The organism is Erythrobacter neustonensis (genome assembly GCF_001663175.1).
Classification (GTDB): Bacteria; Pseudomonadota; Alphaproteobacteria; order Sphingomonadales; family Sphingomonadaceae; genus Erythrobacter; species Erythrobacter neustonensis.
Genome location: NZ_CP016033.1, coordinates 1,232,198 through 1,258,816, shown reverse-complemented (window position 1 = coordinate 1,258,816; position 26,619 = coordinate 1,232,198). Strand labels below are relative to the sequence as shown.

The following is a 26,619-nucleotide window of genomic DNA, read 5'->3' as shown; positions in this document are numbered from 1 at the left end:
CCCGCGCGCCCCTCTCCTACAATTCCAGCCCCCATGCCTTGTAGGGCGCGGCAAGCGAGGGGCGCATCTTCAGCGCCATCGCGATGTCGTCCTTGCCCGCAGCATCGCCCATTGCCTTGCGGATCACCCCGCGCAGCAACCGCGTTTCGTGCTGGTAGGGCGAGGCCACCAGCGCCGCATCGGCATCCGCCAGCGCCGCGGCAAGATTGCCCATCCGGAAATGCGCCAGCGCCCGGCTGTCGAGCACCGCGGGGGAATTTTCGCTTTTCTCGACCGCGCGGGTGCAGGTCGCCAGCCGCTCTTCATCGATCTTTGCCCAGATTGCCGCCTGCCAGCACAGTTCCCCCAGCAACGCGCCGTCCGCCGGCCGTTTGGCGACCAGCGTTTCGAGCACGTCGATCCCCTCGTCGGCGGCGCCCTGCCAGCCCAGCGCACGCGCCATCATGATCGCCGCATCGACCGGTTCGGTGGTCAGCGCGCTGAAATCTTCGGCCAACGCCGTGCCTTCCCCGGCACGGTTCAGGAGCGCGAGGATTTCGATCTGGTCCGAATAGGTCGAACCATCGGGTTCGAGCGTTTCGGCCTCGACCAGATCGGCAAGCGCGCCATCGAGATTGCCAAGCTCGCGCCGCAGCCCGGCACGGGTGATGTAGAGATCGCGGGTTTCCTCGATTGCCATCGCCGCTTCGACATCGGCCAGCGCGCCGGCATGATCGAAGATCCCGGCGCGGAAACTGGCGCGGTTGGTCAGCGGCCAGGCCTCGTCGGGCTTGGCCTCGGCGATCCCCTTGGCATAGGCGGCCTCGAGCGCGGCGAGAGCCTTGCGGTCCTTGCCCATGTATTCCCACCTTTCCCGCACCCCGGTGCCGGCGCGCAGCACGGGCAGCTGGCGGTCGAAGCGGTTGAGATCGCGCCGCGCGGTCCCGATCCTGTCGGCGGGCAGTTCGCTGTCGAGCGAACGCATCGACTGGTCGATCACCAGCCGCTGCCCATCGAGCCGCGCGGTCGAGGCCAGTTCCACCCCGCCGATCATCGCGGTGACGGGCGCAGCCGCGCCTTCGAGTTCGAGCGCGCCGACATCATCCGGCAGCAGCACTTGGGCGGTGCTGGTGTAATAGACCGGGCCGCGCAGGGACAACGGCAGCGCGCGCCATGCGCTGCGGGTGCGATCGGCATCGAAGCCGACATCGCGCGCGGCCTGTGCGGGCGCATCGAACCGGTAGGCGGTGCCATCGCGTTCCCAGCCGCTGGCGAGGATGCCGCGCATCGTCACCTCGGCCAGACCCGATGCGGGATCGTAGCGCACGGTGTGATCGGTCATCTGCGCATTTTCGAGGATATCGCCGAGCAGATCGCTGGCCGCGTCGCGGCGCATGTCGGCGTTGCCCTGATCGGTGAGCGTGCGCCATTTCGCGCTCATCGTGCCGCGATATTGTGCGGTGAGCGTGAACAGGGCGGGCACACGCAGCCCCGCGCGGTGATCGATTGCCAGCGCGAGGCTGCGATCGGGGGTGGCCTGAAACCGCTCGTCAAGCGGCATCAGCCCGGCGCCGCCCTCGCGCAGCGGCAGCGCGTAAAAGAAGCGCGGCACCTCGTCGATGGTGTCGCGGCGCACGCCTGAGCTCGTCCCGTCGAGCCAGTAATTGGTGCCCGCGATATTGGCGCGCACGATCACGTGGTCGAAATTGCCCGGCATCGCCGCCAGGTCGGGCAGCGCATCGCCGCCCTTGGTGCGCACCAGCGTGGCTTCGGCCTCGATCCCGAGTTCGCGCAGCATCGTGAGCAGGAGCAGCGTCTTGGCCTTGCAGTCGCCGAACCGCTTCTCCCATGTGTCTTCGGGCGCCTGCGGGATGTAATTGCCGCCGTCCATCCCGTTCATCAGGTAGCTGATATCGTCCTGCACGGTCTGCAATGCGGCGGCCGCACGGGTCAGCGGATCGGGACTGGCAGCGGCAATTGCGGCGATGCGTGCGGCCAGATCGCCGCCGGCGGCAAGCTTGCCCGCAGTGGCATAATGCGGCGCGTGATTGCGCGATACCGCGGCATAGTCGGCATAGGTCGACACCTGCATCAATTCGCCCAGCCGGAACCGCGAAGGCGCATCATTGGGCAGTTCGTCGAGCTTGGCCACGGGCATCTTCGCGCTCCAAGTGAAATACCCGTCCTTCAGCACCGGCTCGGCCACCGCGGCCTTGCCGAACCGCTTGCGGGTGACGGCAAGGCTTTCGGGCCAGGACACCGCGACCCGCCCCTTGGCCAGCGGGAAGGGTTCGGCGATCAGGCCCTGTTGCCACTGGACGTTGTCGCCCATCGCCTGATCGCTGCTGGTGATCGATGCGGTAAGCCGCAGGATATCGCCAATCTTTGCCCCCGGCACCGCCATCGTCGCGGTGAGCGCGCCATCGACCAGCCGGTTTTCGAGCCCCTTCTCGCGCCGCAGCACCTCAAATTTCGCGCCGCCCGCCAGCACGTCGATCACCTTGCCATCACGCAGCAATTCGACCCGGTGGACGATAAGGTCGCCCTTGTCGGGCATCCAGCTTGCGGTCAGCGTGCCGAAGCGGGTGAGCGCCTCGGGGGAATCGAGCGCCATTGCGGTATCAACATAGGACCACAATTGCCCCGCCTCGATCCGCGCTTGCTGATCGAACAGGACGAGGATCGCGTTGGAGCCGGGGCTGGGTTTTTCGACCGTCGCGGGGACGACCCATGCCGGCACCTTGTCATATTGCACCGTCTCGCCGGCCTGTGCGGCGACAGCCGACGTCGATGCGAGCAATGCCGCAGCCCAAAAGCGCATGAAAACCCTCCCTGTTTCGCTGCAAGACTAGCGGTAGCGCGCGATATTGCTAGGGCTATCGCAGGAAGGGGCTGCGGCGTGCTGCAAAGGATCACCAACAATTTCGCCGCGCTGACGATTGCGGGCGTAATGCTGGCTTGGGTGTGGCCGCAGGGCTTTGTCTGGATGACCGACGGGCGCTTTGCGATTGCGGGCCAGCCATTGCTCAACCTTGCGCTGGGCACGATCATGCTGGCGATGGGGCTGACGCTCAGTTTCGCGGATTATCGCAGCCTTGCGCGGATGCCGCGCGCGCTGCTGGCAGGCGTAGGCTTGCAGTTCCTGGTCATGCCGCTGTCGGGCTTTGCCATCGCGCGCGCGCTGTCGCTCGAACCGGGGCTGGCGGTGGGGCTTATTCTGGTGGCCTGCTGTCCGGGCGGGACCGCGTCGAACATCGTCACCTATATCGCGCGCGGGCACGTGGCGCTGTCGGTGGCGATGACGATGGTCTCGACATTGGCGGCGGTGGTGCTGACCCCGCTGCTGACCGGCTGGCTGGCGGGGGCTTACGTGGAGATCGACCGCTGGAACCTGCTCGTCAGCATGATCGGCGTGGTGCTGGTGCCGGTGGTGCTGGGTACGCTCCTGAACCGCCTGTTCCCGCGCGCGGCGGCACGGGTGAATGCGGTGCTGCCGCTGGTGGCGATCGTGCTGGTGGTGCTGATCGTGGGCGGGATCGTCGGCGGGGCCAAGGCGCAGATCATGGAACACGCGGGCGTGCTCTTGCTCGCGACCTTCCTGCTGCATGCGCTGGGCTTTGGCCTCGGCTATGGGCTGGCGCGCATGCTGGGGATGGGCGAGGTGGAGGCGCGGACGATTTCGATCGAGGTGGGGATGCAGAACTCCGGCCTCGGCTCAGGGCTTGCCAAGACGCCTGCGTTTGCCGCGCAATTCGCCAATGCGGCGCAGGCCGCGCTCGCGCCCGTGCCTGCCGCGATCTCGGCGGTGTGGCATGTGGTGATCGGGAGCCTGCTCGCGGGGGTGTGGCGGCGGCGGGGTTAGCCGAACTGGCCCCGCTTCGGCCCGAGATAGCCGAACAGGTACGCCCCCACCTTCCGCATCTGGATCTCCTCGCTGCCCTCGGTGATCCGATACCGCCGGTGGTGGCGATAGATGTGTTCGAACGGCTTGTGGCGTGAATAGCCGATGCCGCCGTGGACCTGCATCGCCCGGTCCGCCGCCTCGCACACCAGCCGGTTCGCCCAGTAATTGCACATCGAGACCTTGTCCGAGATGGTCCGTTCGATCGCCTCGTGGGGCATGTTGTCCATTTCCCACGCGGTCTTGAAGATCAGGAGCCGCAGCATCTCCGCCTGCGTGGCGAGTTCCACCAGCGGGAACTGGATCGCCTGATTGCGGGCCAATTCCTCGCCGAAGGGCTTGCGCTCGCGGGCGTATTTCACGCTTTCATCAATGCAGTAGAGCGCCGCGCCGCAACTGCTCGCCGCCTGCCGGATGCGGTTCTGGTGGACGAAGCTCTGCGCCAGCGCGAGGCCGCGGCCCTCGACGCCGAGGATGGCGCTGTCGGGCACCCAGACGTTCGTCACGCTGAGGCGCGGGTGGTCGGTGGGCATGTTGAAGGTCCACATCCACTCCTCGATTTCGAGGCCGGGTGTGGGATTGGGGACGAGAAAACAGGTGATCCCGCTCGCGTCCCCTGCCTTGCCGCTGGTGCGCGCAAACATCGCGCAGTGGGTGGCGACGTGCATCCCGGTGATCCACATCTTCTCGCCATCGATCCGCCAGCCATCCACCCCGTCACGGGCCTCGCGCACCGCGACTGTCTCCATGTGTGTCGCGTCCGAGCCGTGGTCGGGTTCGGTGAGGCCGAAGGCGACGCGCCGCGTGCGCTCAAACCCTCCGGTGATGAATTCGGCTTTCTGCTCCTCGGTGCCCCACTGGTCGAACATGGCGACGAAGGGGAAGTTGCCCACGATCGAGTGCTCGTTCTGCAAGTCATTGTGGAGGCCGAGGCCCATTCGGGCAAAATGCTCGCGGATCACCGCCATCCAGAGGTTGCTGCCGTCCTTCCCGCCGTAACGCTTCGGCGCGGAAAAGCGCCAATGGCCCGCTTTGTCGGCGCGGGCCGTGGCTTCCTTGAGCAGCTCCTCCCACTCGTGCCGGGGCAGGCCGCCCGCTTCGAAATCCGTTCGCGCATATTCGCGGCGGTGGTCGAAGAAGCGGATGTTGTTGTCCTGCTGCTCCAAAGGCTTGATCTCGGCGTCGATGAAGGCGTCGAGTTCGTCGAGGTAAGCCTGAAGGTCGGCGGGGATGGCGAAGTCCATCAGTTCTCTCCGGTCCATTTTTTTCGCGCAGCGCTGAGTGCGGGGTATTTGGGGACGTCGGCGCTCAGCTTCTCGATAGCGGTCGCCCTGAGGTGACGAAGCAACCCCGGGCTGGCGAGTGTGTGTTTGCCAGCCAGAATGGCTTGCGCTTCGGGCCGCTCCACAATGCCTTGGGGCCGGATCGCATCATCCCGTGCAATCATTCCAAGAGCATTGCACGCCACCGCTAATTGGAACCGGTCATGTCCCGAAAGGTGGGGTTTGATCGTCTCCAGCCATTCAGAGATTGCGGTCGCTATATTGCCGTTGGTTGCCTCGCCACAACCGAGATGCATCTCCAGCATGGGATCAGCATACTTCCGCCGCTCCATCTCCGGCGCATCCTCCTCCAGCAGCAGCAACAGATCGAGTTCCTGCTCGCTCGTCCGGCGCGAGATCACCACGCGTTCGAGCATCCGGTCCGCGCCCGAGCGCCATTGGGCCGCCATCTTGAGGCAGCCGAGTGCCCACCACACCGTCCGATAAATCGTCCAGAAGCGGAAGCGCAGCGGATCGATAGCAACGCTCGCCTCGGCCTCATAGGCAGCGAGGTAATCCGCGATGCTCCCCAGCCCCAGCGCGGGCCGGTCGTAGCGGGCAAAGCGCCACACCGCCATGCAGCCAAAAGCGAGGTCCTCGTGGCGGTCGCCGAAATGGGCGAGTTCCCAATCGAGCACGCCCGTAAGGCGCGGGCCTTCGACCAGCAGATTGCCCATCCGGTAATCGCCGTGGTTGAGGACGGGCTCGGCCTCGGGGGGGCAGTTGTCCTCAAGCCATCTGAGCCCCAGCGCGATGATCGGGCGATCCCCGCCCGCCTCCATGAACTGCTGCTTGAGGTCGGCAATCGCGGCGCGGTAGTCCATCACCGGCACGCCTTCGGGCACATCGCCCTGCCGCAGCCGGTGGATTCGGGCCAAGTCACGGGCGATGCCGCGCAGCAGGCCCTCGGGGTCGTCGCAGGCCAGAATGACCTTGGGATCAGCCGTCCCCGGCAGCGCGCGCATGATGAAGCCGGAACCGAGGCCATCCGCCTCTTCCAGCACCGCGACCACTTCCGGCGCGGTGACGCCTTTGGCGCGGGCCGCCTCGATCAGCGCGGCCTCGACGCTATGCCCGTAAGGCCGCCCCTCCATGAAAGCGGCACTCGGTGCGCGGCGCAGCACGTAGTCGCATCCGCCAGCGGCAAACCGCCAGCTTTCCATCACCGCCCCGCCCGTCAGGCGCTGCGGCGGATACGACAGGGCGCCGAGGCCGACGCGGGCACACACCCGCGCCAGCCCGGCGCCCAATTCGTCAGCGGTCATCGCCACCGGCTTTACGCGGGGACGTTGTCCTTTTTCACGGTAATCACCTGCGCATAGGTGAATTCCTTGAGGCCTTCCTTGCCGTATTCGGCACCGAAGCCCGACTGCTTGTGCCCGCCGAACGGCGCGAAGGGCGAAAGGTGGAGGTATTCGTTGACCCACACCGTGCCGGTTTCGAGCTGCTCGGCGATCTTCACGCCGTTTTCCGGGTTGCCCGTCCACACCGCGCCCGCAAGCCCGTATTCGGAGGCATTGGCGCGCGCGATCACTTCCTCTTCCGAGGAGAACTTCATCAGCGGCATCACGGGGCCGAACTGTTCCTCGGCCACGATCCGCGCGTCTTCGGGCGGGTTGTCGATGATCGTCAGCGGCACGAAGTAGCCCGTGCCCGACGGATCGACATTGCCGCCCAGCAGAAACTTGTAGCCGTTGTCCTTGGCGTCCTCGATCAGTTCGAGCACGCGGTCATACTGCTTCTTGTTCTGGATCGGGCCGACCCCGGTGCCCTGCTCGCTGCCATCGCCCACGCGCACGGTCTTGGCATATTCGACGATCGCTGCCGAAAGCTCGTCATAGATGTCCTCGTGGATATAGACGCGCTTGGCCGCAACGCAGATCTGCCCGGCGTTGGAGAAGCTCGACCAGAACAATTGCTCGGCGACCTTCTTCGGATCGGCATCGGGCAGCACGATCGAGGCATCATTGCCGCCCAGCTCCAGCGTGATGCGCTTGAGGTCGGCTGAGGCGCCTTCCATGATCTTCTTGCCTGTCGCGGTCGATCCGGTGAAGGTGATCTTGTCGATATCGGGGTGGCTGGTCATCAGCGGACCCAGATCATCTTCACCTGTGATGATGTTGACCACGCCCGCGGGCACCACGTCCGCGATCAGTTCGGCAATCCGCAGAGTGGTGAGCGGGGTGAAGGGCGAGGGCTTCAAGACGATGGTGCAGCCCGAGAGCATCGCAGGCGCGATCTTCTGGACGGCCATCATCACCGGGAAGTTCCACGGCACGATCCCGGCAACCACGCCCACCGGCACGCGGCGGGTGCGGCTGAGGCGGGTGTCCGAATCCTCGTTGATCTCGTCATCGAGGCTCAAGGTCGATTGCGCCGCGCTCATCGCCGCCGCGCCGTAGATTTCGCCGCGCGCCTGATCGTGGGGCTTGCCCTGTTCGCTGGTGAGCAGCCGGAACAATTCATCGGCATTGGCCTTGATCGCGGCCGACATCGCCTGAATCGCGGCGCGGCGTTCCTCGATCGGCGTGTTCTTCCACGTCTTGAACGCGGTGCGCGCAGCGGCAACCGCACGGTCAAGCTCGGGTTTGCCGCAATGTGGCACCTGGCCGATCACCTGCTCGGTCGCGGGGTTCACCACATCGAGCCAGCGGTCGGTCGTGACCATTTCGCCGCCGATCAGGTTCTTGTATTGCGTGGCCATCTCTCGTGTCCTCTCGTCGAATGGGGAGTCGTCTCTCTCGCCCCCAAGGTTGGCGCGTTGCAATCCAAAACGCAATCGCTTGCTTTGATAGCGCGGCTGTGTGACCCACCCGCTCCCCGACACCGCAAGGACCTGCGCAATATGACCGAAGCCCGCCCCGATCTGGTGATTTACGGCAGCCCGATTTCGCCCTTCGTGCGCAAGGTCGCAGGCGTGTGCATCGCCAAGGGGGTCGATTACGCGGTCGAGCCGGTCAATGTCTTCAATCCGCCCGCGTGGTTCACCGACATCTCGCCGATGAAGCGCATCCCGGTGCTGCGCGACCGCAGCGTGGCCGAGGAAGGCCGCGCGGGCACGATCCCCGATTCCAGCGCGATCTGCGGCTATATCGAGAAGAAGCACCCTGCGCCCGCTCTCTTCCCGCACGACCCGGCAGCGCTGGGCGAAGCCCTGTTCATCGAGGAATTCGCCGACACCTCGCTGGCGGTGGCCGGCGGTATCGGCATCTTCCGCCCGATCTTCTTCGCGATCAGCAAGGGCGAGGCTCCCGGGCTCGACAAGGCCCGCGAGGCTTGGGCCGAGAAACTGCCGCCGGTGCTCGATTGCCTCGAAAGCCGGCTCGACGGGCGGGCGTTCTTTGCCGGCGATGCCGTGTCGATCGCCGATATCACGGTGGCCTGCGTGCTGATGCAGATCGCGCTGGTGGCCGAGATGCCGCTTGCGCGCTGGCCCGGCCTTGACGCGCACTTCACCGCGATGCGCGACCTGCCGATGATCGCAACGCCTTATGCGACCGCCGAAACAATCGTGCGCAAAGCCTTGCCCACCCCCTTCGACCTGACCTAAAGCCGGGCGCAAACAACAAGGGCAGGGGCCGCATGGCGAGCGAGTGGTGCATCGGGATCATCGGCGGATCGGGGCTTTACGCCATCGACGGGCTGGAAGATGCGCAGTGGATCGCGGTGGAGACCCCGTGGGGCGATCCCTCGGACGAGATCCTGTGCGGCACGATCGCGGGCGTGAAGGTGCGCTTTCTCCCCCGCCACGGCCGCGGGCATCCGGTGAGCCCGACCGAATTGAATTCGCGCGCCAACATTGATGCGCTGAAGCGCGCGGGCTGCACCGATATCCTCGCGATCAGCGCGGTGGGATCCTTGCGCGAAGAGCTTGAGCCGGGGCGTTTTGCCGTGGTCGAACAATTCATCGACCGCACCTTTGCGCGTCCCTCAACCTTTTACACCAGCGGGTTCGTGACGCACGTGTCGATGGCCGATCCGGTCTGTCCGCGGCTGTCCGACATGGCCGCGCGCGCGGTCGCGGCAGCACGCGGCAAGGTCGCGGTCGGCGCGACCTATCTGGCGATGGAAGGCCCGCAATTCTCAACCCGCGCCGAAAGCCGGATGTACCGTCAATGGGGCGCGGACGTGATCGGGATGACCGCGATGCCCGAAGCCAAATTGGCGCGCGAGGCCGAGCTTCCCTATGCGCTGGTCGGCATGGTCACCGATTACGACTGCTGGCGCGAAGGCGAGGCGGTGGATGTGGCCGAGGTGGTCGGCCAGATGCAGGCCAACGGCGCGCTCGCGCGGGCGATGGTCAAGAACTTCATCGCCGCGCTCCCCGAGAGCCGCGAACCCTCCCCCATCGACACCGCATTGGACGACGCGGTGATCACTGCGCCGGACGAACACGACCCGGCACTGATGGCGCAGCTCGACGCGGTGGCGGGACGGTTGTTCGGATAGGGGCGAGCGTCGGCTTTTTTGATTTCACGGACGAAAGCCGCCGTTCGGCTATCGACCCCATTGCGGACGTTTGCTTGCGAGCGGCGACTACTTGAAAGCGGCCACGTGTTGATGGGCCCGGAACCGTTACAATCGGAACTTTACGCCCATTCGGCCTAAGGTGTTCAACGGAATAGTTCGCAACGCGCCGCTTGCTCTGATCTATCACTGCCTCCACAAGCGTCCGCGAAATGATAGGGAGAAAGAGATTGCTGTTCCACACAATGGTAGGCTCAAACGACATCGAGCGGTCGCGGCAGTTCTACAACGCGGTTCTGGGTGTTCTGGGAATGCCAGAACCGATGAACAATATTGCTGGAAGCGGGCATATGCGCCTATTCTACCCCAACCCGGGCGGAACAAACTTCATCGTCACTCAGCCGATCAACGATGAACCGGCGACTGTGGCAAATGGGGCTACGGTTGCTTTCTCGTGCAATTCGCCCGAACAAGTTCAGCAATTTCATGATGTGGCCGTCGCCAACGGCGGAACGTCAATTGAAGACGCTCCCGGCCCGCGAGAGTCGGCGATGGGAACGATCCACCTGACCTACGTGCGCGATCCTGACGGCAATAAACTTTGCGGGATCCACATCCCCGGATAGGGTTTTCACCCTCCTTTGGACCGGTCCACCGAGCGACTGGACGTTCGGTAGGGCCGGGGTCAATCCTCGACAAATATGGTCAGACAGCTGACCACCCACTTCCCGCCATTCGCACCCAACAGGCTGATGCTCTAAAGCGGACGCTCCCGCCCCCTCACCGCATCGCAAATTCCGCCCACACCGGCAGGTGATCGGATGCGACGCTGGCGAGTGCGCTGCGGTGGACGCCGCAGTCGGTCATGGTGAGCCGGTCGCAGTGCATGATCCGGTCGAGCTTGCCGAAAGGGCGGCGGCTGGGGAAGCTGGGGCCGAGATCAAGCACGCTGAAGTGCTTGCCGAATTCGCGGAAACAGCCCGATACCGCGCGCCATTCGTTGAGGTCGCCCATCATCACCGTCGCGCGCTCGGCCCGCGCGGCCTCGCCCAGCGTGGCGATCGCGCGCGCCTGGCGCACGCGCCACAGGCCCGACAGGTCGAGATGCATCCCGAACACGCTGACGCTCGTCCCGCCGACATTGAGGCTGGCGGTCACCACCCCGCGCGGTTCGAGAAAGGGAATGTGGATGATATCGTGCCGCTCCACCGCAACGCCCGATTTGGCGAGGATCGCATTGCCGTGCCAGCCCATCGAATCGCGCTGCACGTCGAGCGGCACGGGCACATAGTCGGTGTGGCTTTCGATCAGGAAGCGCGGCAACACCGACGCGCGCGAGCCGAAGCGCAGGTCGGCTTCTTGGAGGCACACGATGTCGGCGTCGATCTCGTTAAGCACGGCAAGGATGCGCGCCGGATCGCGCTTGCGATCGGTGCCGATGCCCTTGTGAATGTTGTAGCTTGCCACCTTGAAGGGGGCAGGCCGGGGAGCGTTAGGGGCGGGCGCGTGATCCGTCATGGGCTGACAGATAGGCGCGCGCCCCGCCCTCGCCTAGATCGCTGCGTGCCTATCCTGCGGCGAGCAGGCTCGCATTGCCGCCCGCCGCTGTCGTGTCGACGCACATCACGCGTTCGGTGGCAAAGCGCGCTAGGTAGTGCGGCCCGCCCGCCTTCGGCCCGGTGCCCGACAGTCCTTCGCCGCCGAAAGGCTGGCTTTCGACCACCGCGCCGATCTGGTTGCGGTTGACGTAGAAGTTGCCGACGCGCGCATTGGCTTGCACGAACCGCCGCGTTTCCGCGATGCGGCTGTGCAGGCCGAGCGTGAGGCCGAACCCGGTGGCGTTGATATCGGCGACCACCTTGCCAAGCTCGCCCGCCTTGAAGCGGACGACATGAAGCAAAGGACCGAAATGCTCGTCGCTGAGCGCGCTGATCGCGGGCAGTTCGATGATCGTGGGCGCGACGAAGCAGCCCTTTGCCGCCGCCTCGGACAGCACGCGGCGGGTGACGGGGTAGCCGCGGGCCTCGCAACTCGCGACATGCGCTTCGAGCCGCGCGCGTGCGCTTTCGTCGATCACCGGGCCGACATCGGTGGCAAGCCGCGCCGGATCGCCGACGCTCAGCGCCTCGAACGCGCCGCGGATCATCGCCAGCATCGTGTCGGCGACATCTTCCTGCAAATAGAGCACGCGCAGCGCCGAACAGCGTTGGCCGGCGCTCTGGAACGCGCTCGCCACAACGTCGCGCACCACCTGTTCGGGCAGCGCGGAGCTGTCGACGATCATCGCGTTCTGCCCGCCGGTCTCGGCGATCAGCGTGGCGATCGGCCCCTCGCGGCCCGCCAGCGCGCGGTTGATCGCGCGTGCGGTGCCGGTCGATCCGGTGAAGGCAACGCCTGCCAGCAGCGGGTTCGCAGTCAGCATCGCGCCGACCTCGCTGCCGCCGGGGATCAGCTGCAGCGCCTCTGCCGGGATGCCCGCCTTGTGGCACAATTCCACCGCCAGCGCGGCAATCAACGGGGTCTGCGGCGCGGGCTTGGCGAGCACGGTGTTGCCTGCTGCGAGCGCGGCGGAGGCCATGCCGATGAAGATCGCCAGCGGGAAATTCCACGGCGCGATGGTGACGAACACCCCGCGCCCGTGGAGGGTGAGGCTGTTTTCCTCCCCCGTCGGCCCGGGCAGGATAACCGGCGCGGCGAACTGCCGGCGCGCTTCGGCGGCGTAGAAACGCAGGAAATCGACCGCCTCGCGCAGTTCGAGCACCGCATCCATCAACGTCTTGCCCGCTTCGCGCTGGCACAGGCTGAGGAACTCGGCCGTGTGCGCTTCGAACAGGTCGGCGGCTTCTTCGAGCAGCAGCGCGCGGGCCTCGCCGCCCAATGCGTCCCAGCCGGGCTGGATTTGGGCGGCGCGGGTGAAGGCATCGTCGATTTCAGCGGCGGTCGCCGCGCGAACGGTGCCGAGGGATTGCGCAGCATCCTGCGGCGCGGTGACGGTTTCGCTTTCCCCCGCGCCGCCAAAGGTCGGCGCGGCGTGCCATGTGCGGCTTTCGAGCGCGGCAAGCTGCGCCATCAACGGCTCGCGCACCAGCGGGTCGGACAGGTCCACGCCTGCGCTGTTCTTGCGCTTCCCGAAGATCGCGCCCGGCAACGGGATCGCCGGATTGCGGCGCGGCTGCATCGCGGCAAGTTCCGCCACGGGATCGCCGACCAGTTCTTCCGCTGGAATATCCGCATCGCCCATGCGGTTGACGAAACTGGTGTTCGCGCCGTTTTCGAGCAGGCGGCGCACCAGATAGGCGAGCAGTTCCTTGTGCCCACCCACCGGCGCATAGATGCGGACTGGCGTGCGCTGGTTGCCCTCGATCGCGTGGAGCGCGTCATAGACTTCCTCGCCCATGCCATGGAGGCGCTGGAATTCGAAGGGCTTGCCGGCGGCGAGGTGCTTGATCGCGCCGATGGTGTAGGCATTGTGCGTGGCAAAGGCGGGGCGGATCACGTCGGCATGCTCGAACAGGCGCGCGGCGCAGGCGAGATAGCTGACGTCCGTGGCGACCTTGCGGGTGAACACCGGATAGTCAGTGTAACCGCCAACCTGCGCCAGCTTCACTTCGCTGTCCCAGTATGCGCCCTTCACCAGCCGCACGAAAAGCTTGCGCCCGTGCCGCCGTGCAAGTTTGCCCGCCCAGTCGCAGACCCACAGGCCCCGCTTGGAATAGGCCTGGATCGCAAGGCCGAAGCCTTCCCACCGGCTGCCATCGGGGCGGCGGAACAGGTCGTCGTCGGCGGCGAGTTCCTCGATGATGTCCATGCTCAGTTCGAGCCGCTCGGCTTCCTCGGCATCGATCGTGAAGTGGATATCGGCATCGCGCGCACGGATCGCGAGCGCCTTGATCATCGGCACCATCGCGGCGCGCGCTTCGTCGGCGTGGAAAAAATTGTACTTGGGATGCAGCGCCGACAGCTTGACCGAGATCCCCGGCGATGCGGCAACGCCTGCGCCCGCCTCGCGCGCCAGACGGGTGAGCGCGGCTTCATAGGACAGGCGGTATTTCTCCGCATCGGCAAAGGTCATCGCCGCTTCGCCCAGCATGTCGAAGCTGTGCGTGATGCCGCGCGCACGCTCGGGCGCGGCGCGTTTCAGCGCCTCGTCGATGGTGCGGCCGAACACGAACTGGCCGCCCAAAATCTTCATCGCCTGACCTGTCGCGGTGCGGATCACCGGCTCGCCCAGCCGGTTGATCGCGCGCCGCAGCACGCCGCCCATCCCGCGCTGGCGGGCTTCGGGCGGGTCGAGCACTTCGCCCGTCAGCATCAGCGAGAAGGTCGCCGCGTTGACGAAGGTCGACGAGCTTTCCCCCAAGTGCTCGCCCCATTCGATGCTGCCGATCTTGTCCTTGATCAGCGCGTCCGCGGTCGCCGCATCAGGCACGCGCAGCAGCGCTTCGGCAAGACACATCAGCGCGATACCTTCTTCCGTGTCGAGCCCGTATTGCTGGAGGAAGGCGTCGATCCCGCTGGCCTTCTTGGCGCGCGCGCCTTCGATCAGGCCGATCGCGAGGCTTGCCGCCGCGGCATGCACCCGGCCTGCGGGCGCCGCCTGATCGAGCCGTTCGGCAATGCAGGCTTCCTCGTCCTGCCGGTAGGCACGGCGCAGGTCGGTGCGGTCGATTGCTGGGGCGGGAGAATAGTCGGCCATCTGGTTTCACCTGAAACGATTCGCGGGAAGTTGCCGCGCGCTCTGAACGCGGCAAGGCTGCGCTTCAAGCGCAGTCTTTGCAACGCCCCGCTTGCCCGCTGCGCGCACCGCGGGTAGCCTTGCGGGCTCGCGATCAACGGGGACCAAACGATCATGCGGATGTTCTGCTTTCACTGCCGCGACGGCGAAGACGGCGGACGGCTGCGCGGGGTCCACCGGCCCGCGCATCTCGACTTCGTCCACGCCAATGCCGAGCATTTCGTGATCGTCGGCCCGCTGAAGCGCAGCGACGGGTTGATCATCGGCTCGCTGCTGATCGTCAAGGCCGAAGACGAGGCGGCCGCGCGCGCGATTCTGGCCGACGATCCCTATCTTACCGGCGGGGTGTGGCAGGCGATCCGGGTGGACGAGTTCACCCCGCTGCTGGGCGACTGGGCCTAGACGATCGCCCCCGACGCGGCGAGGCTGACGGGGCCGGCAAGCAGGCCGACCAGCATCGCATAGGGCCTTCGGCGCAGCGCGAGCACTGCGCCCGCTCCCCACAAGACCGGGGCCAGCACCAGATAGGCGGCAAGTTGCCATCGCTTGTCCGCCAGGCACACCCGCAGCGCCGCGTCGGTATCGCTTGCCGCCGCGCAATCGCCCATCAGCAGCATCAATCCCAGCAGCGCCGCCAGCACCAGTCCGGCGGCCAGAACCGCCCCCGTCATCACCCCGAAAGGTGTGGCCTTCAAGCGCCGACCTCATCCTGCGCGTCGGCGGGATTGGCCTTGTTCCAGCGCACCGAAGACCAGAACGCCAGCCCGATCAGCACCGCGCCGATCAGCCCGGTGATGACTTCCGAAATATGCGCAAAGGTGTTGAGGTACATGATCACGGCCAGCGCGATGATCGCATAGAACGCGCCGTGTTCGAGATAGCGGTATTCGCTCATCGTGCCCTTCTTGACGAGGAAGATCGTCATCGAACGCACGAACATCGCGCCGATGCCGAGGCCGATCGCGATCACGATCAGGTTGTTGGTGAGCGCAAAGGCACCGATCACCCCGTCGAAGCTGAAGCTTGCGTCGAGCACTTCGAGATAGAGGAACGCGCCGAAGCCCGCCTTGGCGACATCGCCCGCGGTCGGCGTGGGCGGTTCGAGCAGGTGGTTGACGATCTCGACCGCGAGATAGGTGAGCAGGCCCGCAATCGCGGCGATCAGGAAGGTCAGCGCCTCTTCGGCGGGCAGCACGCTGGCCACAGCCCAAGTGCCCGCAAGCACCACGCCGATCGCGATCGCTTCGATATTGGCGACCTTGGCGAGCGGGCGTTCGATCGCGTCGATCCAGTTCACTTCCTTGTCGGCGTCGAAGAAATACTTGAGGCCGACCATCCCCAGGAATGCCCCGCCAAAGCCCATCAGCCCGACATGCGCCTCGGAAACGATGCGCTGGTATTCGGCCGGTTCGTTGAGCGCGAGCTTCATCGCCTCGACAGGGCCGAGGCTGGCGGCGACCATCACGATCAGCAACGGGAAGACGATCCGCATCCCGAACACCGCAATCGCGATACCCCAAGTGAGGAAGCGCCGCTGCCAGACCGGGTCCATGTCCTTGAGGATCGAGGCGTTGACCGCCGCATTGTCGAACGACAGCGACACTTCGAGCACGGCAAGCACCGCGCAGATCCAGACGATGCCGAGCATCCCGTCGATGGTGCCGGTCAGCTCCCAGCCATACCAGCCCCCGACCATCAGGCCGGCCAGAGTGAAAAGCAGCGAACCGCCGAAATGCTTGAACATCACGAATCCCGTCTGAAAACTTGTCGCGCCCTTAATCCGGCGCAGGCGCGCAGGCTAGAGCCCGAAACTGCCCTTCAATCCATCGATCACATATTGCGCCGCGAGCGCGGCCAGCAGCACGCCCAGCAGGCGGGTGATCACCGCCTCGACCTTGTCGCCCAAAAGCCTGATCAGCGGGCCTGCCGCAACCAGCGCCGCCGCCGTGATCGCCAGCACTGCGGCGAGTGCGGCGAGCACCTGGCTCATCTCGGCCCATCCATCGGCCTCGTTCATCAGCAGCATGATCGCCGCGATCGCGCCCGGCCCGGCAAGCATCGGCATCGCCATCGGGAAGACCGAGACATCCTCGACCTCCGGTGTCGCGGCGATCTTCTCTGCGCGCTCCTCGCGGCGCTGGGTGCGCTTTTCGAACACCATGTCGAAAGCGATGAAGAACAGCATCAATCCGCCCGCGATCCGGAAGGAATTGAGCTCGATATGCAGCGCGCCCAGCAGTTGCTGGCCGAACAGTGCGAAGATCAGCAGGATGATCGCGGCGATGAAGGTCGCACGCAGCGCCATGCTGCGCGCCTGCGCCGCGGTCGCGCCCTTGGTCAGCCCGGCATAGATCGGCGCGCATCCGGGCGGGTCGATCACCACGAACAGCGTGACGAAGGCGGAAAGGAAAAGTTCGGTCAGCACTGCGGGCTTCTTCTGGATGGTTCAGCCCATCCCCTCACATCAATCGGCCCCGCGCACAAGATTTTGTTCGATCGCGGTCACCCAGCGCCCCTGATAGAAGTAATCCGCAACGAACCCGCGCGTGCCGTTGCCGGTATGCGTCCAGCGCCAGCGCAGCGTGCCGTCCTGCGACAGGCTGGTGCCGCTTTTGCCCGCCTCGTCGGGGCCAAGCGCGGGCGGTGGCGGGATCGCCGCGCCGCCGCGCGGGCAGGAAGCGACCATGCCCTGCACCGCATCGATCTCGGTCACCACGATATCGCCGTCCTCGATTACCTTGCGCGGCGGCGGCTGCGGCACATCGGGGCCGCCCGCATCGAAGACATAGAGATAGCGCCCGTCCGCCTGCCGCTGCCACACGGTAACGAAATTGCCGACGATCCCATCGGGATCGCGCGACCGCCCCTGGCTGACCGCGAGCGCACCGTCGCAGCTCATCACCACGGCGCGCGGTTTCCAGTCGACGGCCTGCGCCGGATCGGTCTGCGTGGCGAGCCAGGGGAGGATTTCGAACGGCCCCTTGCCCCCGTGCAGCTGCGCACCGGGCGCGGCGAACTGGCGGAAGGCGGTCCATTGGCCCTGCTCCTTCGCCGCGCGGGCAAAGGCGATCTCAGTGGCGACGATGGTGCTGGGCTGTGCGGCCCCCGGCGCGCTGGCGAGCGCGCGGTCGATCATCGCGGCCTGCCGCTTGGTCGGCTTGGGCGCGCCGCCACCGCCGCCGACACACGCGCTCAACACCAGCGGCGCGGCCAGCAGAATGGCTGTGGCAGAACGGGTGCGGCGCATCGGTTTCTCCGTGATTGCGGGCGGGAATTACAGGTCGGCGGGCAGCTCCAGCCCAGCGTGGCGGTGTGCGGCGACCAGCGTGTTGCGCAGCAGCACCGCGATCGTCATCGGCCCGACCCCGCCCGGCACCGGGGTGATCGCGCCTGCGACAGCCGCAGCTTCGCCATAGGCCACATCGCCGACCAGCCGGCCCTTCGGCTTGTCATCGGTCGGGGGCAGGCGGTTGATCCCGACATCGATCACGGTCGCGCCCGGCTTGATCCAGTCGCCCCGCACCATTTCCGGGCGGCCCACCGCGGCGACCACGATATCCGCGCGGCGCACCACATCGGCGAGGTCTTTCGTCCGGCTGTGCGCCAGCGTGACCGTGGCGTTGGCATCGGTGAGCAATTGCGCCATCGGCTTTCCGACGATGTTCGAGCGGCCGATCACCACCGCGTCCATTCCCGACAGGTCGCCAAGCTGATCCTTGAGCAGCATCAGGCAACCCAGCGGGGTGCAGGGGACGAAGCCCTCCTGCCCCACCGCAAGACGCCCTGCGTTGATGACATGGAACCCGTCGACATCCTTGTCGGGATCGATCGCGGCGATCACCGCCTGTTCGTCGAGCCCCTGCGGCAGGGGAAGCTGGACGAGGATGCCATCGACCTCCAGATCGCGGTTCAGCCGCTCGATCAGCGTCAGCAGTTCAGCCGCGCTGGTGGTCGCGGGCAGGCGGTGCTCGAAACTGGCGATCCCGGCTTCCTCGCAGGCGCGTGCCTTCGCGCCGACATAGACCTGGCTTGCCGCATCCTCGCCCACCAGCACCACGGCAAGGCCGGGCCGGCGCGCGGCGAGCGGCGCGAAAGCCGCTGCCGCCGCGCCGATCCGCGCGCGCAGGCGTTCGGCATAGGCCTTGCCGTCGATCCGCACCCCGGCTTGTGCTGCGCCCTCGCCCATCAGTACGGCACCCGGCTGAGCAGCGAGCCCACGGCATTGAGCAGCAGGATGAACACCATCGGCGAGAAATCGATCGCGCCGGTATCGGGCATCACCCGGCGGATCGGGCGCAACACCGGCTCGAACAGGCGGGAAAGCGCATCATGCACCGCAAAAGCGAACTGGTTGCTCGGGCTGACCACGTTGAAGGCGAAAAGCAGCCCGATGATGAACCATACGATCAGCAGCATGTTGGCGGTGCTGATCACCATGCCGAGGATTTCAACCAGTGCTCCGGTCATTGCTGTCCATTTCCATTCATGGGGCCAGGCGCCCCTGATAAAGTCCCTGCCGGGCCGTATTAGCGGGTTAATACGCCTCGCGCCATATGTGAGTTCCCGCGCAGCGCTGTGCAAGCCGGCGGGACGGCGGGCCCTACACCCTGACCAGCGTGCCCGCACCGCGCGCGGTGAAGAATTCGAGCAGCATCGTGTGCCCCACCCGCCCGTCGAGCACCACTGCCGCCTCGCAGCCTGATTCCACAGCGGCGACGCAGGTTTCCAGTTTTGGCACCATGCCGCCGCGGATCACCCCGTCTTCGCGCAATTGCGCAATGTCCGCGGGGGTGAGATCGGACAAAAGTTCGCCATCCGCGCCCAGCACGCCTGCGACATCGGTGAGCAGGAACAATCGCGCCGCGCCCAGCGCCGCGGCGATCGCGCCGGCCATCGTGTCGGCGTTGATGTTGTAGGTCGCCCCGTCATCGCCGCGCGCGATCGGCGCGATCACCGGGATCATCCCGGCGGCGACCATCGTGTCGATCACCGTGGTATCGACCGCTGCGGGCTCTCCGACGAAGCCCAGATCGACCGCCTGTTCGATATTGCTGTCGGGATCGCGCGTGGTGCGCGTCACCTTGCGCGCGGTCACCAGCCCTGCGTCCTTGCCCGAAATCCCGATCGCCTTGCCCCCGGCAGCGGCGATCCAGTCGACCAGTTCCTTGTTGATCGCGCCCGACAGCACCATCTCGGCCACCTGCGCGGTCGCCGCGTCGGTGACGCGCAACCCGTCGACGAAGGTGCTTTCCACCCCCAGCCGCTTGAGCATCTGGCCGATCTGCGGGCCGCCGCCATGCACCACCACCGGGTTGATGCCGACCGCCTTCAGCAGCACGATATCCTCGGCAAAATCGCGCGCGGCGGCCGGATCGCCCATCGCATGGCCGCCATATTTCACCACGAAGGTGCGCCCGGCATAGCGCTGGAAATAGGGCAGCGCCTCGATCAGCACTTCGGCCTTGGAAAGATCGGGGGCATCCGCCCCGGAGCGGGGGGGCGCTTGAAATGGCTTGTCCGTCACTGCATCGGTTCCCGTGCGCGCGCGTGATGCGCTGTGGCCATGCGCCCTAGCGCGCTGCGGGCGCGGGGCCAAGCGCCGGGTTGCGCGGGGCAGCCGGCAACCTAGGCATGATGCCTGCGGGGTGATATCACCCGTGCAGGAGAGAGACCCACATGGCCGACACGGACGAAAAGACAGCCGGCGCGGACCCCGCCGGCGGTGGCCGCCGCCAGAGCGATCGCCGCCGCGCACAGGTGCCTTTCGAAGGCGAGGACCGCCGCAAGGGCGACCGCCGTTCGGGCGAAGACCGGCGCGCCACGCCGCGCGGCGAACCCGGCGCGTGAACGGGCGCGGGCGGCGCATCGCCTGCTACGCCGCCCACACAAAGGCATCGCCGCCTAGGCAGGCACCTGTTCGAGCATCATCGCAATCTCGTCGAGCAGGCGCAGCCGCTCCTTACGCAGCGCGCCGAGGCGTTCGTCGCTCGCCGCCTCGGCCTCGCATTCGATCCGGTGGACCGCGCGGTTGACCTCGTGATGCCGCCGCGCAAGGCGGACAAAATGCGCGTCATCGCGCTTCAGCCGTTGCAGCGCGTCGGCATCCTCGGGAAAAATATCGGCAAGTTCGTGCGGCGTATGCGCGGACATCGGCAGCTTCCTCGTGCGGGTCTGCGCGTGGTGTAGCGCCCGCCGCGCGCTGCGCCTTTGACCGGGATCAAAGGTGCGCGGCGGTAAAAACCGCGCTAAAGCGCGGCGATGACCACCCGCACCGCCTCCACCCGCGCCGCCTGCGCGCTGTTCGCTTCGGCAGCCCTGCTGGCCGCGTGCGCGACCCCCGCTGCCAGTCCCGATCCGCAAACCGCGTTCTGGGAAGCCTTGTCGAGCCATTGCGGCAAGGCTTACGCAGGCCGGATGGTCACGAACGACGCCGCCGACGCCGATCTGGCGGGCAGCGCGATGGTGATCGCGGTGCGCGACTGCACCGACAGCCGGATCGCGGTGCCGTTCCATGTCCGGAATGCTGATGGCACCTGGGACCGCTCGCGCACCTGGCTCATCACCCGCACCGCGCAGGGCCTGCGGCTAAAACACGACCACCGCCACGAAGACGGCTCTGCCGACCCGGTGACGATGTATGGCGGCGACACCGCCAGCCCCGGCACCGCGCGCACGCAAAGCTTCCCGGTCGACGCGGAGAGCATCGCGATGTTCCGCCGCGAGGGGCTTGCCGCATCGGTCACCAATGTCTGGACGGTCAAGGTCGACCCCGCAGGCACGCGCGGCGGCATCTACGCCTACGAACTGCGCCGCACGGTCGCAACCGGCGCGCCGGCCGAGCGGCATTTCCGGGTGGAGTTCGATGCGGCGAAGCCGGTCGCGTTGCCGCCCGCGGCTTGGGGGTGGTGAGGACGCGCGCGGATCAATCCAGCATGGCGACGTCCTGCGTGATACGATCCAGCGCACCCGATTCCAGCACGCGCGCGGTCAGCACATCACCATAGCTGTAACAGCCCAGCACCATCACGCCCGCGAACACCTGCAACACCGCGATGCTGCGGAGATTGGCGCAGAACGGCTGCTTTCGCGTCTTGTGCCGGAACAGCGCGCGCCCGGCATAGGCGCCCGGCGTCCCACCGAAAAAGGCGAGCCGGAGCAAGGTCCCTTGAGAAATTCGCCAAGCCCCCCGCTCGGCCCGGGCCTTGTCGATCCCGAAGGCGGCAAAGGCGAGGAAGTTCAAGGCGATCAGCGCGGTGGCAATACTGGCGGGGGTGAACAGTTCGGCAGACGTCATGCGCACGGGTCAGCGCAGGAGAGGTTGCGGGAGAGTTTCTGCGGCCCTTATCCGAGCGTCGACGTTCCCGCCTCCCCGGCTCTGAGCAAGGGGGGGCTACTGGCTATAGCAATATCTGGTTGAAAGAGAGTACGCTTACGCGGCTCGGCCACCAATGTGGTCTCGAGCCCACTTAAGAAAAAAAGCGAAGAACGGGTCGGTGATATGAAGTTTTTGCTCCTCGTCGTCCCAATCCAGCACCTTCACAGACATCTCCTCCTTTGAGGCAATCTGCGCCATCTTCTCGAGAACGCGTGTCACTTCGTGAGCTTGCGGTATGTCATCGGTCAGAATCTCTCGAATACTAGATCTCAATGTCTCGTAATCTATCTTGTTCATGCCGGGCGCAAGTCGAGCTAGTGCCATTAGCACCACGCGATAAATATCGGCTGATCCACCTGCAACAAGCGGACGCTGAATTCGGTCCGTTCTGGCACGAGGTCCAGACGCCAATTTGTCAAAAATTACTTTCCCAGTATGTTCGGCAATTACTCGGAAAACGTCCTCATCGAACACTTCATCAATTTTTCTGAACCCCCCATTCAGAGCCCGCTTTCCTAGCTCCTTACAGAATTCTTGTACAAGATGGGGGCTGCCATACGCCTCTTCGGCAAGGCGTTGCGCCAGTTTCTCACTTATTTCCAAATCTAGAAGGGGAAAGCCCCTCTCGGGTATAACGATTAACTCAACCACCGACCAATCGGGCACTTTGATGGGTTCAATTCGTCCGTTCATTTCACGTTCGACTCTGACAGCATCATATCGCCGATGCGGAATTGCTATCACAACTGCAGGAAAACCGTCGAACACTGCGCCCTTTAAAGCGCGCACGATCTCCCCTTGCAGCGATCGATCCAAGTAATGGAAGTCGTCGATAACAAGCGTAGCGCCAGCATCGCTCATGGCACGGATAGCTCGAGCGCGAAGCGCACCTACGAGAGCCTTCTTGGTAATCGTTTTCGAGTTGTGGCCTTGGCTATCATCGCCCCCGACAGTTGCCTTTATACCTGGGACGCCAATCTCAAGCTTGGCGTTAGTTCCAAGAGCGCTCGTTGAGCCAACTTCGCTAACTCTTTCTACTTCAACAAAATCAGAAATTTTATGTAGACATTCGGACCAGAAATCGTCCTCAGATTTAATCAATCCACCATCTATCCACACCAAGTTTGTGTCAGACCGGAGAACCTTCCTGACTAGGACTGTTTTGCCGGTCTTTGTAGGCCCTGTAACGACAACAAGCTTGCACAAGTTGTCCCTCACTTCGGAGAGCCGTCGCTCTAGGTCACGTTCAGTGCGAGGGACATAGGTCAAGTCGGGCATGCCGCCGGGCACAAACACTCGACCAAGAGTGGGCTTCTTCGTTGCGGTAATCATTCCGCAGCCTCAGCCCCAAACAGCCCAATCTCAGGCAGCTCAACGCCGTCCTCGTTCACCGCCTTCGCCTTCTGTCGCTTGTCGAAGCTTGACCACACGGTGTTCCAGTCGCCGCGCGTCGCGCCCTTCGAGTATTCCGTCGCGCGCTGTTCGAAGAAGTTGGCGTGTTCGACGCCGTTCAAAAGCGGGGCGAGCCAGGGGAGCGGGTGCTCCTCGATCATGTAGATTTCCTGCAAGCCCAACTGCTTCAAACGCCAGTCGGCGATGTAGCGGATGTAGCGCTTGATTTCCTTCGCGCTCATCCCGTTGATCGGGCCCATTTCGAAGGCGAGGTCGATGAACGCGTCTTCGAGGCGGACGGTCTTCTGGCAGATGTCGATCAGGTCTTCCTTGACCGCCTTGGTGAGGCACTGGCGTTCTGCACAGAAGGTGTGGAACAGCTTGATGATGCCTTCGCAGTGCAGGCTCTCGTCGCGCACCGACCAGCTAACGATCTGGCCCATGCCCTTCATCTTGTTGAAGCGCGGGAAGTTCATCAGCATCGCGAAGCTGGCAAACAGCTGCAAGCCTTCGGTGAACCCGCCGAAGGCGGCAAGCGTGCGCGCAATGTCCTCGTCGGTGTCGACGCCGAACTGGCCGAGGAAGTCGTGCTTGTCCTTCATTTCCTCGTATTCGAGGAAGGCGCTGTATTCGCTCTCGGGCATCCCGATGGTGTCGAGCAGGTGCGAATAGGCCGCGATGTGGACCGTTTCCATGTTCGAGAATGCGGCGAGCATCATCTTGACTTCGGTCGGCTTGAACACCCGGCCGTAGTTCTCGTGATAGCAGTTCTGCACCTCGACATCGGCCTGCGTGAAGAAACGGAAGATCTGGGTGAGCAGGTTGCGCTCGTTCTCGGTGATCTTCTGCGCCCAGTCGCGGCAATCCTCGCCCAGCGGCACTTCCTCGGGCATCCAGTGGATCTGCTGCTGGCGCTTCCAGAAGTCATAGGCCCAGGGGTACTGGAAGGGCTTGTAGGTGTTGCGGGCTTCGAGCAGCGACATGGGCGGATACTCCTGAGATTGATCTTCAAACGGGATACGCGCGCGGGGCGCATTTGGATTCAGACGGACGCGGTCAGGCGTTCCAGTAGGCGATGATCACGATCACGCAGAACGGCACGAACAGCGCCACCATCGCGATGTGGATCATCGCGGCATTGTGCGAGTGGCCGGGCTGATCGCGCTTCAGTTCGCGCAACGCGCCGATGCCGAACCACAGGCTGATGGCGAGGCCGAGCATTGCTGCGGCGACGGGTATATTCATGGCTTCTCTCCCCCCCTTGATCCTGATGCCTTGCGGCGGGCGCGCAGGGGGACAGCCCCCCGCGCGCCCGGCCAGCACTTACTGGCAGCTCAGGCATTCCTCGTAATCGGTCTCGGCGGAGAGCTCGATCTTGGGGGCTTCGGAGGTGTTGTCGGCCTCGACCCCACCGGCAAATCCGGCGCGCTGCACCGACTTTGAGCGGAGATAGTAGAGCGACTTGATGCCCTTTTCCCACGCCTGATAGTGCAGCATCATCAGGTCCCACTTGTCGACATCGGCGGGGATAAACAGGTTCAGCGACTGCGCCTGATCGATATAGGGCGTACGGTCGGCGGCGAATTCGAGCAGCCAGCGCTGGTCAATCTCGAAGCTGGTCTTGTAGACCGCCTTTTCCTCCGGCGTCAGGAAGTCGAGATGCTGGACCGAGCCGCCGCGCTCGAGGATCGAGTTCCAGACATTGGTCGAGTTCTTGGCCTTCTTCTCGAGCAGCTTTTCGAGGTACGGATTGCGCACGATGAAGCTGCCCGACAGCGTCTTGTGGGTGTAGATATTGGCCGGGATCGGCTCGATGCAGGCGCTGGTGCCGCCGCAGATGATGCTGATCGACGCGGTCGGCGCGATCGCCATCTTGCAGCTGAAGCGCTCCATCGCGCCCATGTCGGCGGCATCGGGGCACGGCCCGCGCTCCTGCGCAAGCAGCATCGAGGCTTCCGAGGCCTTCGATTGGATGTGCTTGAACATCTGCAGGTTGAAGGCTTTGGCCATCGCGCTTTCGAAGGCGACGCCCTTTTGCTGCAGGTACGAGTGGAAGCCCATCACGCCGAGGCCCACCGAACGTTCGCGCGCGGCTGAATACTTGGCCCGCGCCATCTCGTCGGGCGCGCGGTCGATATAGTCCTGCAGCACGTTGTCGAGGAAACGCATCACGTCCTCGATGAAGCGCTTGTCACCCTTCCACTCTTCCCAGGTTTCGAGGTTCAATGACGACAGGCAGCACACCGCGGTACGGTCATTGCCCAAGTGGTCGATGCCGGTCGGCAGCGTGATTTCCGAGCACAGGTTCGAGGTCGAGACCTTGAGGCCCAGATCGCGATGATGCTTGGGCATCATGCGGTTCACGGTATCGTTGAAGACGATGTAGGGCTCGCCCGTGGCCAGCCGGGTTTCGACCAGCTTCTGGAACAGCGAGCGCGCATCGACCGTGCCGCGCACGCTGCCATCGCGCGGGGAACGCAGCTGGAATTCGGCGCCATCGCGCACGGCTTCCATGAACTCGTCGGTGAGCAGCACGCCGTGGTGCAGGTTCAGCGCCTTGCGGTTGAAGTCGCCCGAAGGCTTGCGGATTTCGAGGAACTCCTCGATTTCCGGGTGGCTGACATCGAGATAGCACGCCGCCGAACCGCGGCGCAGCGAGCCTTGCGAAATCGCCAGCGTGAGGCTGTCCATCACGCGCACGAAGGGAATGATGCCGCTGGTCTTGCCGTTCAAACCGACCGGCTCGCCGATCCCGCGGACATTGCCCCAATAGGTGCCGATCCCGCCGCCCTTCGACGCAAGCCAGACGTTCTCGTTCCAGGTGCCGACGATCCCTTCGAGGCTATCCTCGACCGAGTTCAGATAGCACGAAATCGGCAGACCGCGGTTGGTGCCGCCGTTCGACAGCACCGGGGTTGCGGGCATGAACCACAGGTTCGAGATGTAGTCATACAGGCGCTGCGCGTGCGCTTCGTCGTCGGCATAGGCATCGGCGACGCGCGCGAACAGGTCCTGATAGACCTCGCCGGGGAGCAGGTAGCGGTCGGTCAGCGTGTCCTTGCCGAATTCGGTGAGACGCGCGTCGCGGGCCGGATCGGTGACAATCGTGAAGCGGCGGTCGTTGACCTTCTTGCTGTCGGACGCGGCGGCCTTGGCAGCGGCATCGGTGGCGGCAGCCGCCATCGCGCCCGCCAGCGCTTCGCCCGCCTTGGCTGCGATCAGCGCATCGGAACCGGTATCGGAGGTCTTCATCGTTACAGCCTTTTCATCACCCGCGCCTCGGCCGGTTTCCAGTTCCATCGTCACGTCGCTATTTACTGCATCACCGGGCACGTTTTCGCTCGCCTTGAAATCCATGTGTCAGCCCCACTTGTCCCCCGAATCGGGAGCATCGCACAAGAGCCGATGTTCCGATTCTGTTCTTTACCGGCGGGTCCACAGACTTGCC

At 65.1% G+C, this 26,619-nt stretch carries 26 protein-coding genes; 7 read left to right on the top strand and 19 right to left on the bottom strand.

The features are described 5' to 3' along the window. Nucleotides 1–16: 16 nt before the first annotated feature. Complete coding sequence (locus A9D12_RS05930; protein ID WP_068350474.1) at nucleotides 17–2,800, bottom strand: DUF3857 domain-containing protein; 2,784 nt, start codon at nucleotides 2,798–2,800, stop codon at nucleotides 17–19. A 78-nt stretch (nucleotides 2,801–2,878) separates the two neighbouring features. Between A9D12_RS05930 and A9D12_RS05925 the strand changes: the two genes are divergently transcribed. Then, nucleotides 2,879–3,841, top strand: coding sequence for a bile acid:sodium symporter family protein (locus tag A9D12_RS05925; RefSeq protein ID WP_068350473.1), 963 nt, complete (start codon nucleotides 2,879–2,881; stop codon nucleotides 3,839–3,841). On the opposite strand, the gene A9D12_RS05920 is transcribed toward A9D12_RS05925, so the two are convergent. From A9D12_RS05920 to A9D12_RS05910, 3 genes are read right to left on the bottom strand one after another with little or no spacing between them, the layout of a single operon-like run. Continuing rightward, nucleotides 3,838–5,124, bottom strand: a complete 1,287-nt coding sequence (locus A9D12_RS05920; protein WP_068350472.1) for an acyl-CoA dehydrogenase family protein — start codon at nucleotides 5,122–5,124, stop codon at nucleotides 3,838–3,840. The genes A9D12_RS05925 and A9D12_RS05920 overlap by 4 nt on opposite strands. Then, nucleotides 5,124–6,467, bottom strand: coding sequence for a phosphotransferase family protein (locus A9D12_RS05915; RefSeq protein WP_068350471.1), 1,344 nt, complete (start codon nucleotides 6,465–6,467; stop codon nucleotides 5,124–5,126). The genes A9D12_RS05920 and A9D12_RS05915 overlap by 1 nt, the downstream gene beginning before the upstream one ends. Before the next feature lie 11 nt (nucleotides 6,468–6,478). Then, nucleotides 6,479–7,906 carry an aldehyde dehydrogenase family protein gene (locus tag A9D12_RS05910; RefSeq protein ID WP_068350470.1) on the bottom strand — a complete coding sequence of 476 codons (1,428 nt, stop codon included), beginning with the start codon at nucleotides 7,904–7,906 and terminating at the stop codon, nucleotides 6,479–6,481. A 141-nt stretch (nucleotides 7,907–8,047) separates the two neighbouring features. Here A9D12_RS05910 and A9D12_RS05905 point away from each other — a divergent pair, with 141 nt between their 5' ends. The 3 genes from A9D12_RS05905 to A9D12_RS05895 all read left to right on the top strand — a co-directional run bounded on the left by A9D12_RS05905 (nucleotide 8,048) and on the right by A9D12_RS05895 (nucleotide 10,295). Beyond that, a complete protein-coding gene (locus A9D12_RS05905) occupies nucleotides 8,048–8,752 on the top strand; it encodes a glutathione S-transferase family protein (RefSeq protein ID WP_068350469.1) in 705 nt (234 codons plus the stop codon). A gap of 32 nt (nucleotides 8,753–8,784) precedes the next feature. Beyond that, nucleotides 8,785–9,651: an S-methyl-5'-thioadenosine phosphorylase gene (gene mtnP, locus A9D12_RS05900; protein WP_068350468.1), complete on the top strand. Its 867-nt coding sequence runs from the start codon at nucleotides 8,785–8,787 to the stop codon at nucleotides 9,649–9,651. 248 nt (nucleotides 9,652–9,899) lie between these two features. Continuing rightward, the gene (locus tag A9D12_RS05895) at nucleotides 9,900–10,295 is read left to right on the top strand and encodes a VOC family protein (protein ID WP_054118497.1); all 396 of its coding nucleotides are present in this window, start codon (nucleotides 9,900–9,902) and stop codon (nucleotides 10,293–10,295) included. Between the two features lie 154 nt (nucleotides 10,296–10,449). Here the strand turns inward: A9D12_RS05895 and A9D12_RS05890 are convergent, their stop codons facing one another. Both A9D12_RS05890 and putA read right to left on the bottom strand, forming a co-directional pair. After that, nucleotides 10,450–11,187, bottom strand: a complete 738-nt coding sequence (locus A9D12_RS05890) for an endonuclease/exonuclease/phosphatase family protein (RefSeq protein WP_068350467.1) — start codon at nucleotides 11,185–11,187, stop codon at nucleotides 10,450–10,452. Between the two features lie 49 nt (nucleotides 11,188–11,236). Next, complete coding sequence (gene putA / locus A9D12_RS05885) at nucleotides 11,237–14,365, bottom strand: bifunctional proline dehydrogenase/L-glutamate gamma-semialdehyde dehydrogenase PutA (protein ID WP_068350466.1); 3,129 nt, start codon at nucleotides 14,363–14,365, stop codon at nucleotides 11,237–11,239. A gap of 153 nt (nucleotides 14,366–14,518) precedes the next feature. On the opposite strand from putA, the gene A9D12_RS05880 reads away from it, so the two are divergent. After that, nucleotides 14,519–14,806: a YciI family protein gene (locus tag A9D12_RS05880; protein ID WP_231889705.1), complete on the top strand. Its 288-nt coding sequence runs from the start codon at nucleotides 14,519–14,521 to the stop codon at nucleotides 14,804–14,806. On the opposite strand, the gene A9D12_RS05875 is transcribed toward A9D12_RS05880, so the two are convergent. The 7 genes from A9D12_RS05875 to argB form a co-directional block, all read right to left on the bottom strand. After that, nucleotides 14,803–15,099: a hypothetical protein gene (locus A9D12_RS05875; RefSeq protein ID WP_156522804.1), complete on the bottom strand. Its 297-nt coding sequence runs from the start codon at nucleotides 15,097–15,099 to the stop codon at nucleotides 14,803–14,805. The two genes, A9D12_RS05880 and A9D12_RS05875, sit on opposite strands and share 4 nt — an antisense overlap. Beyond that, nucleotides 15,096–16,148 (bottom strand): DUF475 domain-containing protein, encoded by a 1,053-nt coding sequence (locus tag A9D12_RS05870; RefSeq protein ID WP_082925412.1) that lies wholly within the window; start codon nucleotides 16,146–16,148, stop codon nucleotides 15,096–15,098. Before A9D12_RS05870 ends, A9D12_RS05875 begins: the two co-directional genes overlap by 4 nt. Before the next feature lie 54 nt (nucleotides 16,149–16,202). After that, entirely contained in the window at nucleotides 16,203–16,826 is a 624-nt protein-coding gene (locus A9D12_RS05865) for a MarC family protein (RefSeq protein ID WP_068353786.1), read from the bottom strand. Nucleotides 16,827–16,868: 42 nt separating this feature from the next. Beyond that, nucleotides 16,869–17,651, bottom strand: coding sequence for a Cif family virulence factor (locus tag A9D12_RS05860; RefSeq protein WP_068350463.1), 783 nt, complete (start codon nucleotides 17,649–17,651; stop codon nucleotides 16,869–16,871). A gap of 27 nt (nucleotides 17,652–17,678) precedes the next feature. Then, nucleotides 17,679–18,590 carry a bifunctional methylenetetrahydrofolate dehydrogenase/methenyltetrahydrofolate cyclohydrolase FolD gene (folD, locus tag A9D12_RS05855; protein WP_068350462.1) on the bottom strand — a complete coding sequence of 304 codons (912 nt, stop codon included), beginning with the start codon at nucleotides 18,588–18,590 and terminating at the stop codon, nucleotides 17,679–17,681. Continuing rightward, entirely contained in the window at nucleotides 18,590–18,871 is a 282-nt protein-coding gene (locus tag A9D12_RS05850) for a YggT family protein (protein WP_068350461.1), read from the bottom strand. The genes folD and A9D12_RS05850 overlap by 1 nt, the downstream gene beginning before the upstream one ends. Nucleotides 18,872–19,004: 133 nt before the next feature. Next, nucleotides 19,005–19,928, bottom strand: coding sequence for an acetylglutamate kinase (gene argB / locus A9D12_RS05845; RefSeq protein WP_068353784.1), 924 nt, complete (start codon nucleotides 19,926–19,928; stop codon nucleotides 19,005–19,007). Between the two features lie 152 nt (nucleotides 19,929–20,080). Between argB and A9D12_RS14640 the strand changes: the two genes are divergently transcribed. Continuing rightward, nucleotides 20,081–20,251 (top strand): hypothetical protein, encoded by a 171-nt coding sequence (locus A9D12_RS14640; RefSeq protein WP_156522803.1) that lies wholly within the window; start codon nucleotides 20,081–20,083, stop codon nucleotides 20,249–20,251. A gap of 54 nt (nucleotides 20,252–20,305) precedes the next feature. Here A9D12_RS14640 and A9D12_RS05840 read toward each other — a convergent pair whose 3' ends face one another. Then, nucleotides 20,306–20,554, bottom strand: a complete 249-nt coding sequence (locus A9D12_RS05840; protein ID WP_068350460.1) for a YdcH family protein — start codon at nucleotides 20,552–20,554, stop codon at nucleotides 20,306–20,308. Between the two features lie 108 nt (nucleotides 20,555–20,662). On the opposite strand from A9D12_RS05840, the gene A9D12_RS05835 reads away from it, so the two are divergent. Further along, nucleotides 20,663–21,313 (top strand): hypothetical protein, encoded by a 651-nt coding sequence (locus A9D12_RS05835; RefSeq protein WP_068350459.1) that lies wholly within the window; start codon nucleotides 20,663–20,665, stop codon nucleotides 21,311–21,313. 13 nt (nucleotides 21,314–21,326) lie between these two features. Here the strand turns inward: A9D12_RS05835 and A9D12_RS05830 are convergent, their stop codons facing one another. From A9D12_RS05830 to A9D12_RS05815, 5 genes are all read right to left on the bottom strand, one after another. Further along, complete coding sequence (locus tag A9D12_RS05830; protein WP_068350458.1) at nucleotides 21,327–21,698, bottom strand: DUF1294 domain-containing protein; 372 nt, start codon at nucleotides 21,696–21,698, stop codon at nucleotides 21,327–21,329. A 135-nt stretch (nucleotides 21,699–21,833) separates the two neighbouring features. Continuing rightward, a complete protein-coding gene (locus tag A9D12_RS05825; protein WP_068350457.1) occupies nucleotides 21,834–23,111 on the bottom strand; it encodes an ATP-binding protein in 1,278 nt (425 codons plus the stop codon). Then, the gene (locus A9D12_RS05820; RefSeq protein ID WP_068350456.1) at nucleotides 23,108–24,154 is read right to left on the bottom strand and encodes a ribonucleotide-diphosphate reductase subunit beta; all 1,047 of its coding nucleotides are present in this window, start codon (nucleotides 24,152–24,154) and stop codon (nucleotides 23,108–23,110) included. The genes A9D12_RS05825 and A9D12_RS05820 overlap by 4 nt, the downstream gene beginning before the upstream one ends. Nucleotides 24,155–24,227: 73 nt before the next feature. Further along, complete coding sequence (locus tag A9D12_RS14635) at nucleotides 24,228–24,416, bottom strand: hypothetical protein (protein WP_156522802.1); 189 nt, start codon at nucleotides 24,414–24,416, stop codon at nucleotides 24,228–24,230. A 78-nt stretch (nucleotides 24,417–24,494) separates the two neighbouring features. After that, nucleotides 24,495–26,528, bottom strand: coding sequence for a ribonucleoside-diphosphate reductase subunit alpha (locus tag A9D12_RS05815; RefSeq protein ID WP_068350455.1), 2,034 nt, complete (start codon nucleotides 26,526–26,528; stop codon nucleotides 24,495–24,497). Nucleotides 26,529–26,619: the final 91 nt, after the last annotated feature.

Excerpts from the sequence above, each read along its gene's own strand:
- A9D12_RS05930 (WP_068350474.1), bottom strand. The coding sequence starts at position 2,800 with ATGCGCTTTTGGGCTGCGGCATTGCTCGCATCGACGTCGGCTGTCGCC.
- A9D12_RS05920 (WP_068350472.1), bottom strand. The coding sequence starts at position 5,124 with ATGGACTTCGCCATCCCCGCCGACCTTCAGGCTTACCTCGACGAACTC.
- A9D12_RS05915 (WP_068350471.1), bottom strand. The coding sequence starts at position 6,467 with ATGACCGCTGACGAATTGGGCGCCGGGCTGGCGCGGGTGTGTGCCCGC.
- A9D12_RS05910 (WP_068350470.1), bottom strand. The coding sequence starts at position 7,906 with ATGGCCACGCAATACAAGAACCTGATCGGCGGCGAAATGGTCACGACC.
- A9D12_RS05905 (WP_068350469.1), top strand. The coding sequence starts at position 8,048 with ATGACCGAAGCCCGCCCCGATCTGGTGATTTACGGCAGCCCGATTTCG.
- mtnP (WP_068350468.1), top strand. The coding sequence starts at position 8,785 with ATGGCGAGCGAGTGGTGCATCGGGATCATCGGCGGATCGGGGCTTTAC.
- A9D12_RS05890 (WP_068350467.1), bottom strand. The coding sequence starts at position 11,187 with ATGACGGATCACGCGCCCGCCCCTAACGCTCCCCGGCCTGCCCCCTTC.
- putA (WP_068350466.1), bottom strand. The coding sequence starts at position 14,365 with ATGGCCGACTATTCTCCCGCCCCAGCAATCGACCGCACCGACCTGCGC.
- A9D12_RS05880 (WP_231889705.1), top strand. The coding sequence starts at position 14,519 with ATGCGGATGTTCTGCTTTCACTGCCGCGACGGCGAAGACGGCGGACGG.
- A9D12_RS05870 (WP_082925412.1), bottom strand. The coding sequence starts at position 16,148 with ATGTTCAAGCATTTCGGCGGTTCGCTGCTTTTCACTCTGGCCGGCCTG.
- A9D12_RS05860 (WP_068350463.1), bottom strand. The coding sequence starts at position 17,651 with ATGCGCCGCACCCGTTCTGCCACAGCCATTCTGCTGGCCGCGCCGCTG.
- folD (WP_068350462.1), bottom strand. The coding sequence starts at position 18,590 with ATGGGCGAGGGCGCAGCACAAGCCGGGGTGCGGATCGACGGCAAGGCC.
- A9D12_RS05850 (WP_068350461.1), bottom strand. The coding sequence starts at position 18,871 with ATGACCGGAGCACTGGTTGAAATCCTCGGCATGGTGATCAGCACCGCC.
- A9D12_RS14640 (WP_156522803.1), top strand. The coding sequence starts at position 20,081 with ATGGCCGACACGGACGAAAAGACAGCCGGCGCGGACCCCGCCGGCGGT.
- A9D12_RS05840 (WP_068350460.1), bottom strand. The coding sequence starts at position 20,554 with ATGTCCGCGCATACGCCGCACGAACTTGCCGATATTTTTCCCGAGGAT.
- A9D12_RS05835 (WP_068350459.1), top strand. The coding sequence starts at position 20,663 with ATGACCACCCGCACCGCCTCCACCCGCGCCGCCTGCGCGCTGTTCGCT.
- A9D12_RS05830 (WP_068350458.1), bottom strand. The coding sequence starts at position 21,698 with ATGACGTCTGCCGAACTGTTCACCCCCGCCAGTATTGCCACCGCGCTG.
- A9D12_RS05825 (WP_068350457.1), bottom strand. The coding sequence starts at position 23,111 with ATGATTACCGCAACGAAGAAGCCCACTCTTGGTCGAGTGTTTGTGCCC.
- A9D12_RS05820 (WP_068350456.1), bottom strand. The coding sequence starts at position 24,154 with ATGTCGCTGCTCGAAGCCCGCAACACCTACAAGCCCTTCCAGTACCCC.
- A9D12_RS14635 (WP_156522802.1), bottom strand. The coding sequence starts at position 24,416 with ATGAATATACCCGTCGCCGCAGCAATGCTCGGCCTCGCCATCAGCCTG.
- A9D12_RS05815 (WP_068350455.1), bottom strand. The coding sequence starts at position 26,528 with ATGGATTTCAAGGCGAGCGAAAACGTGCCCGGTGATGCAGTAAATAGC.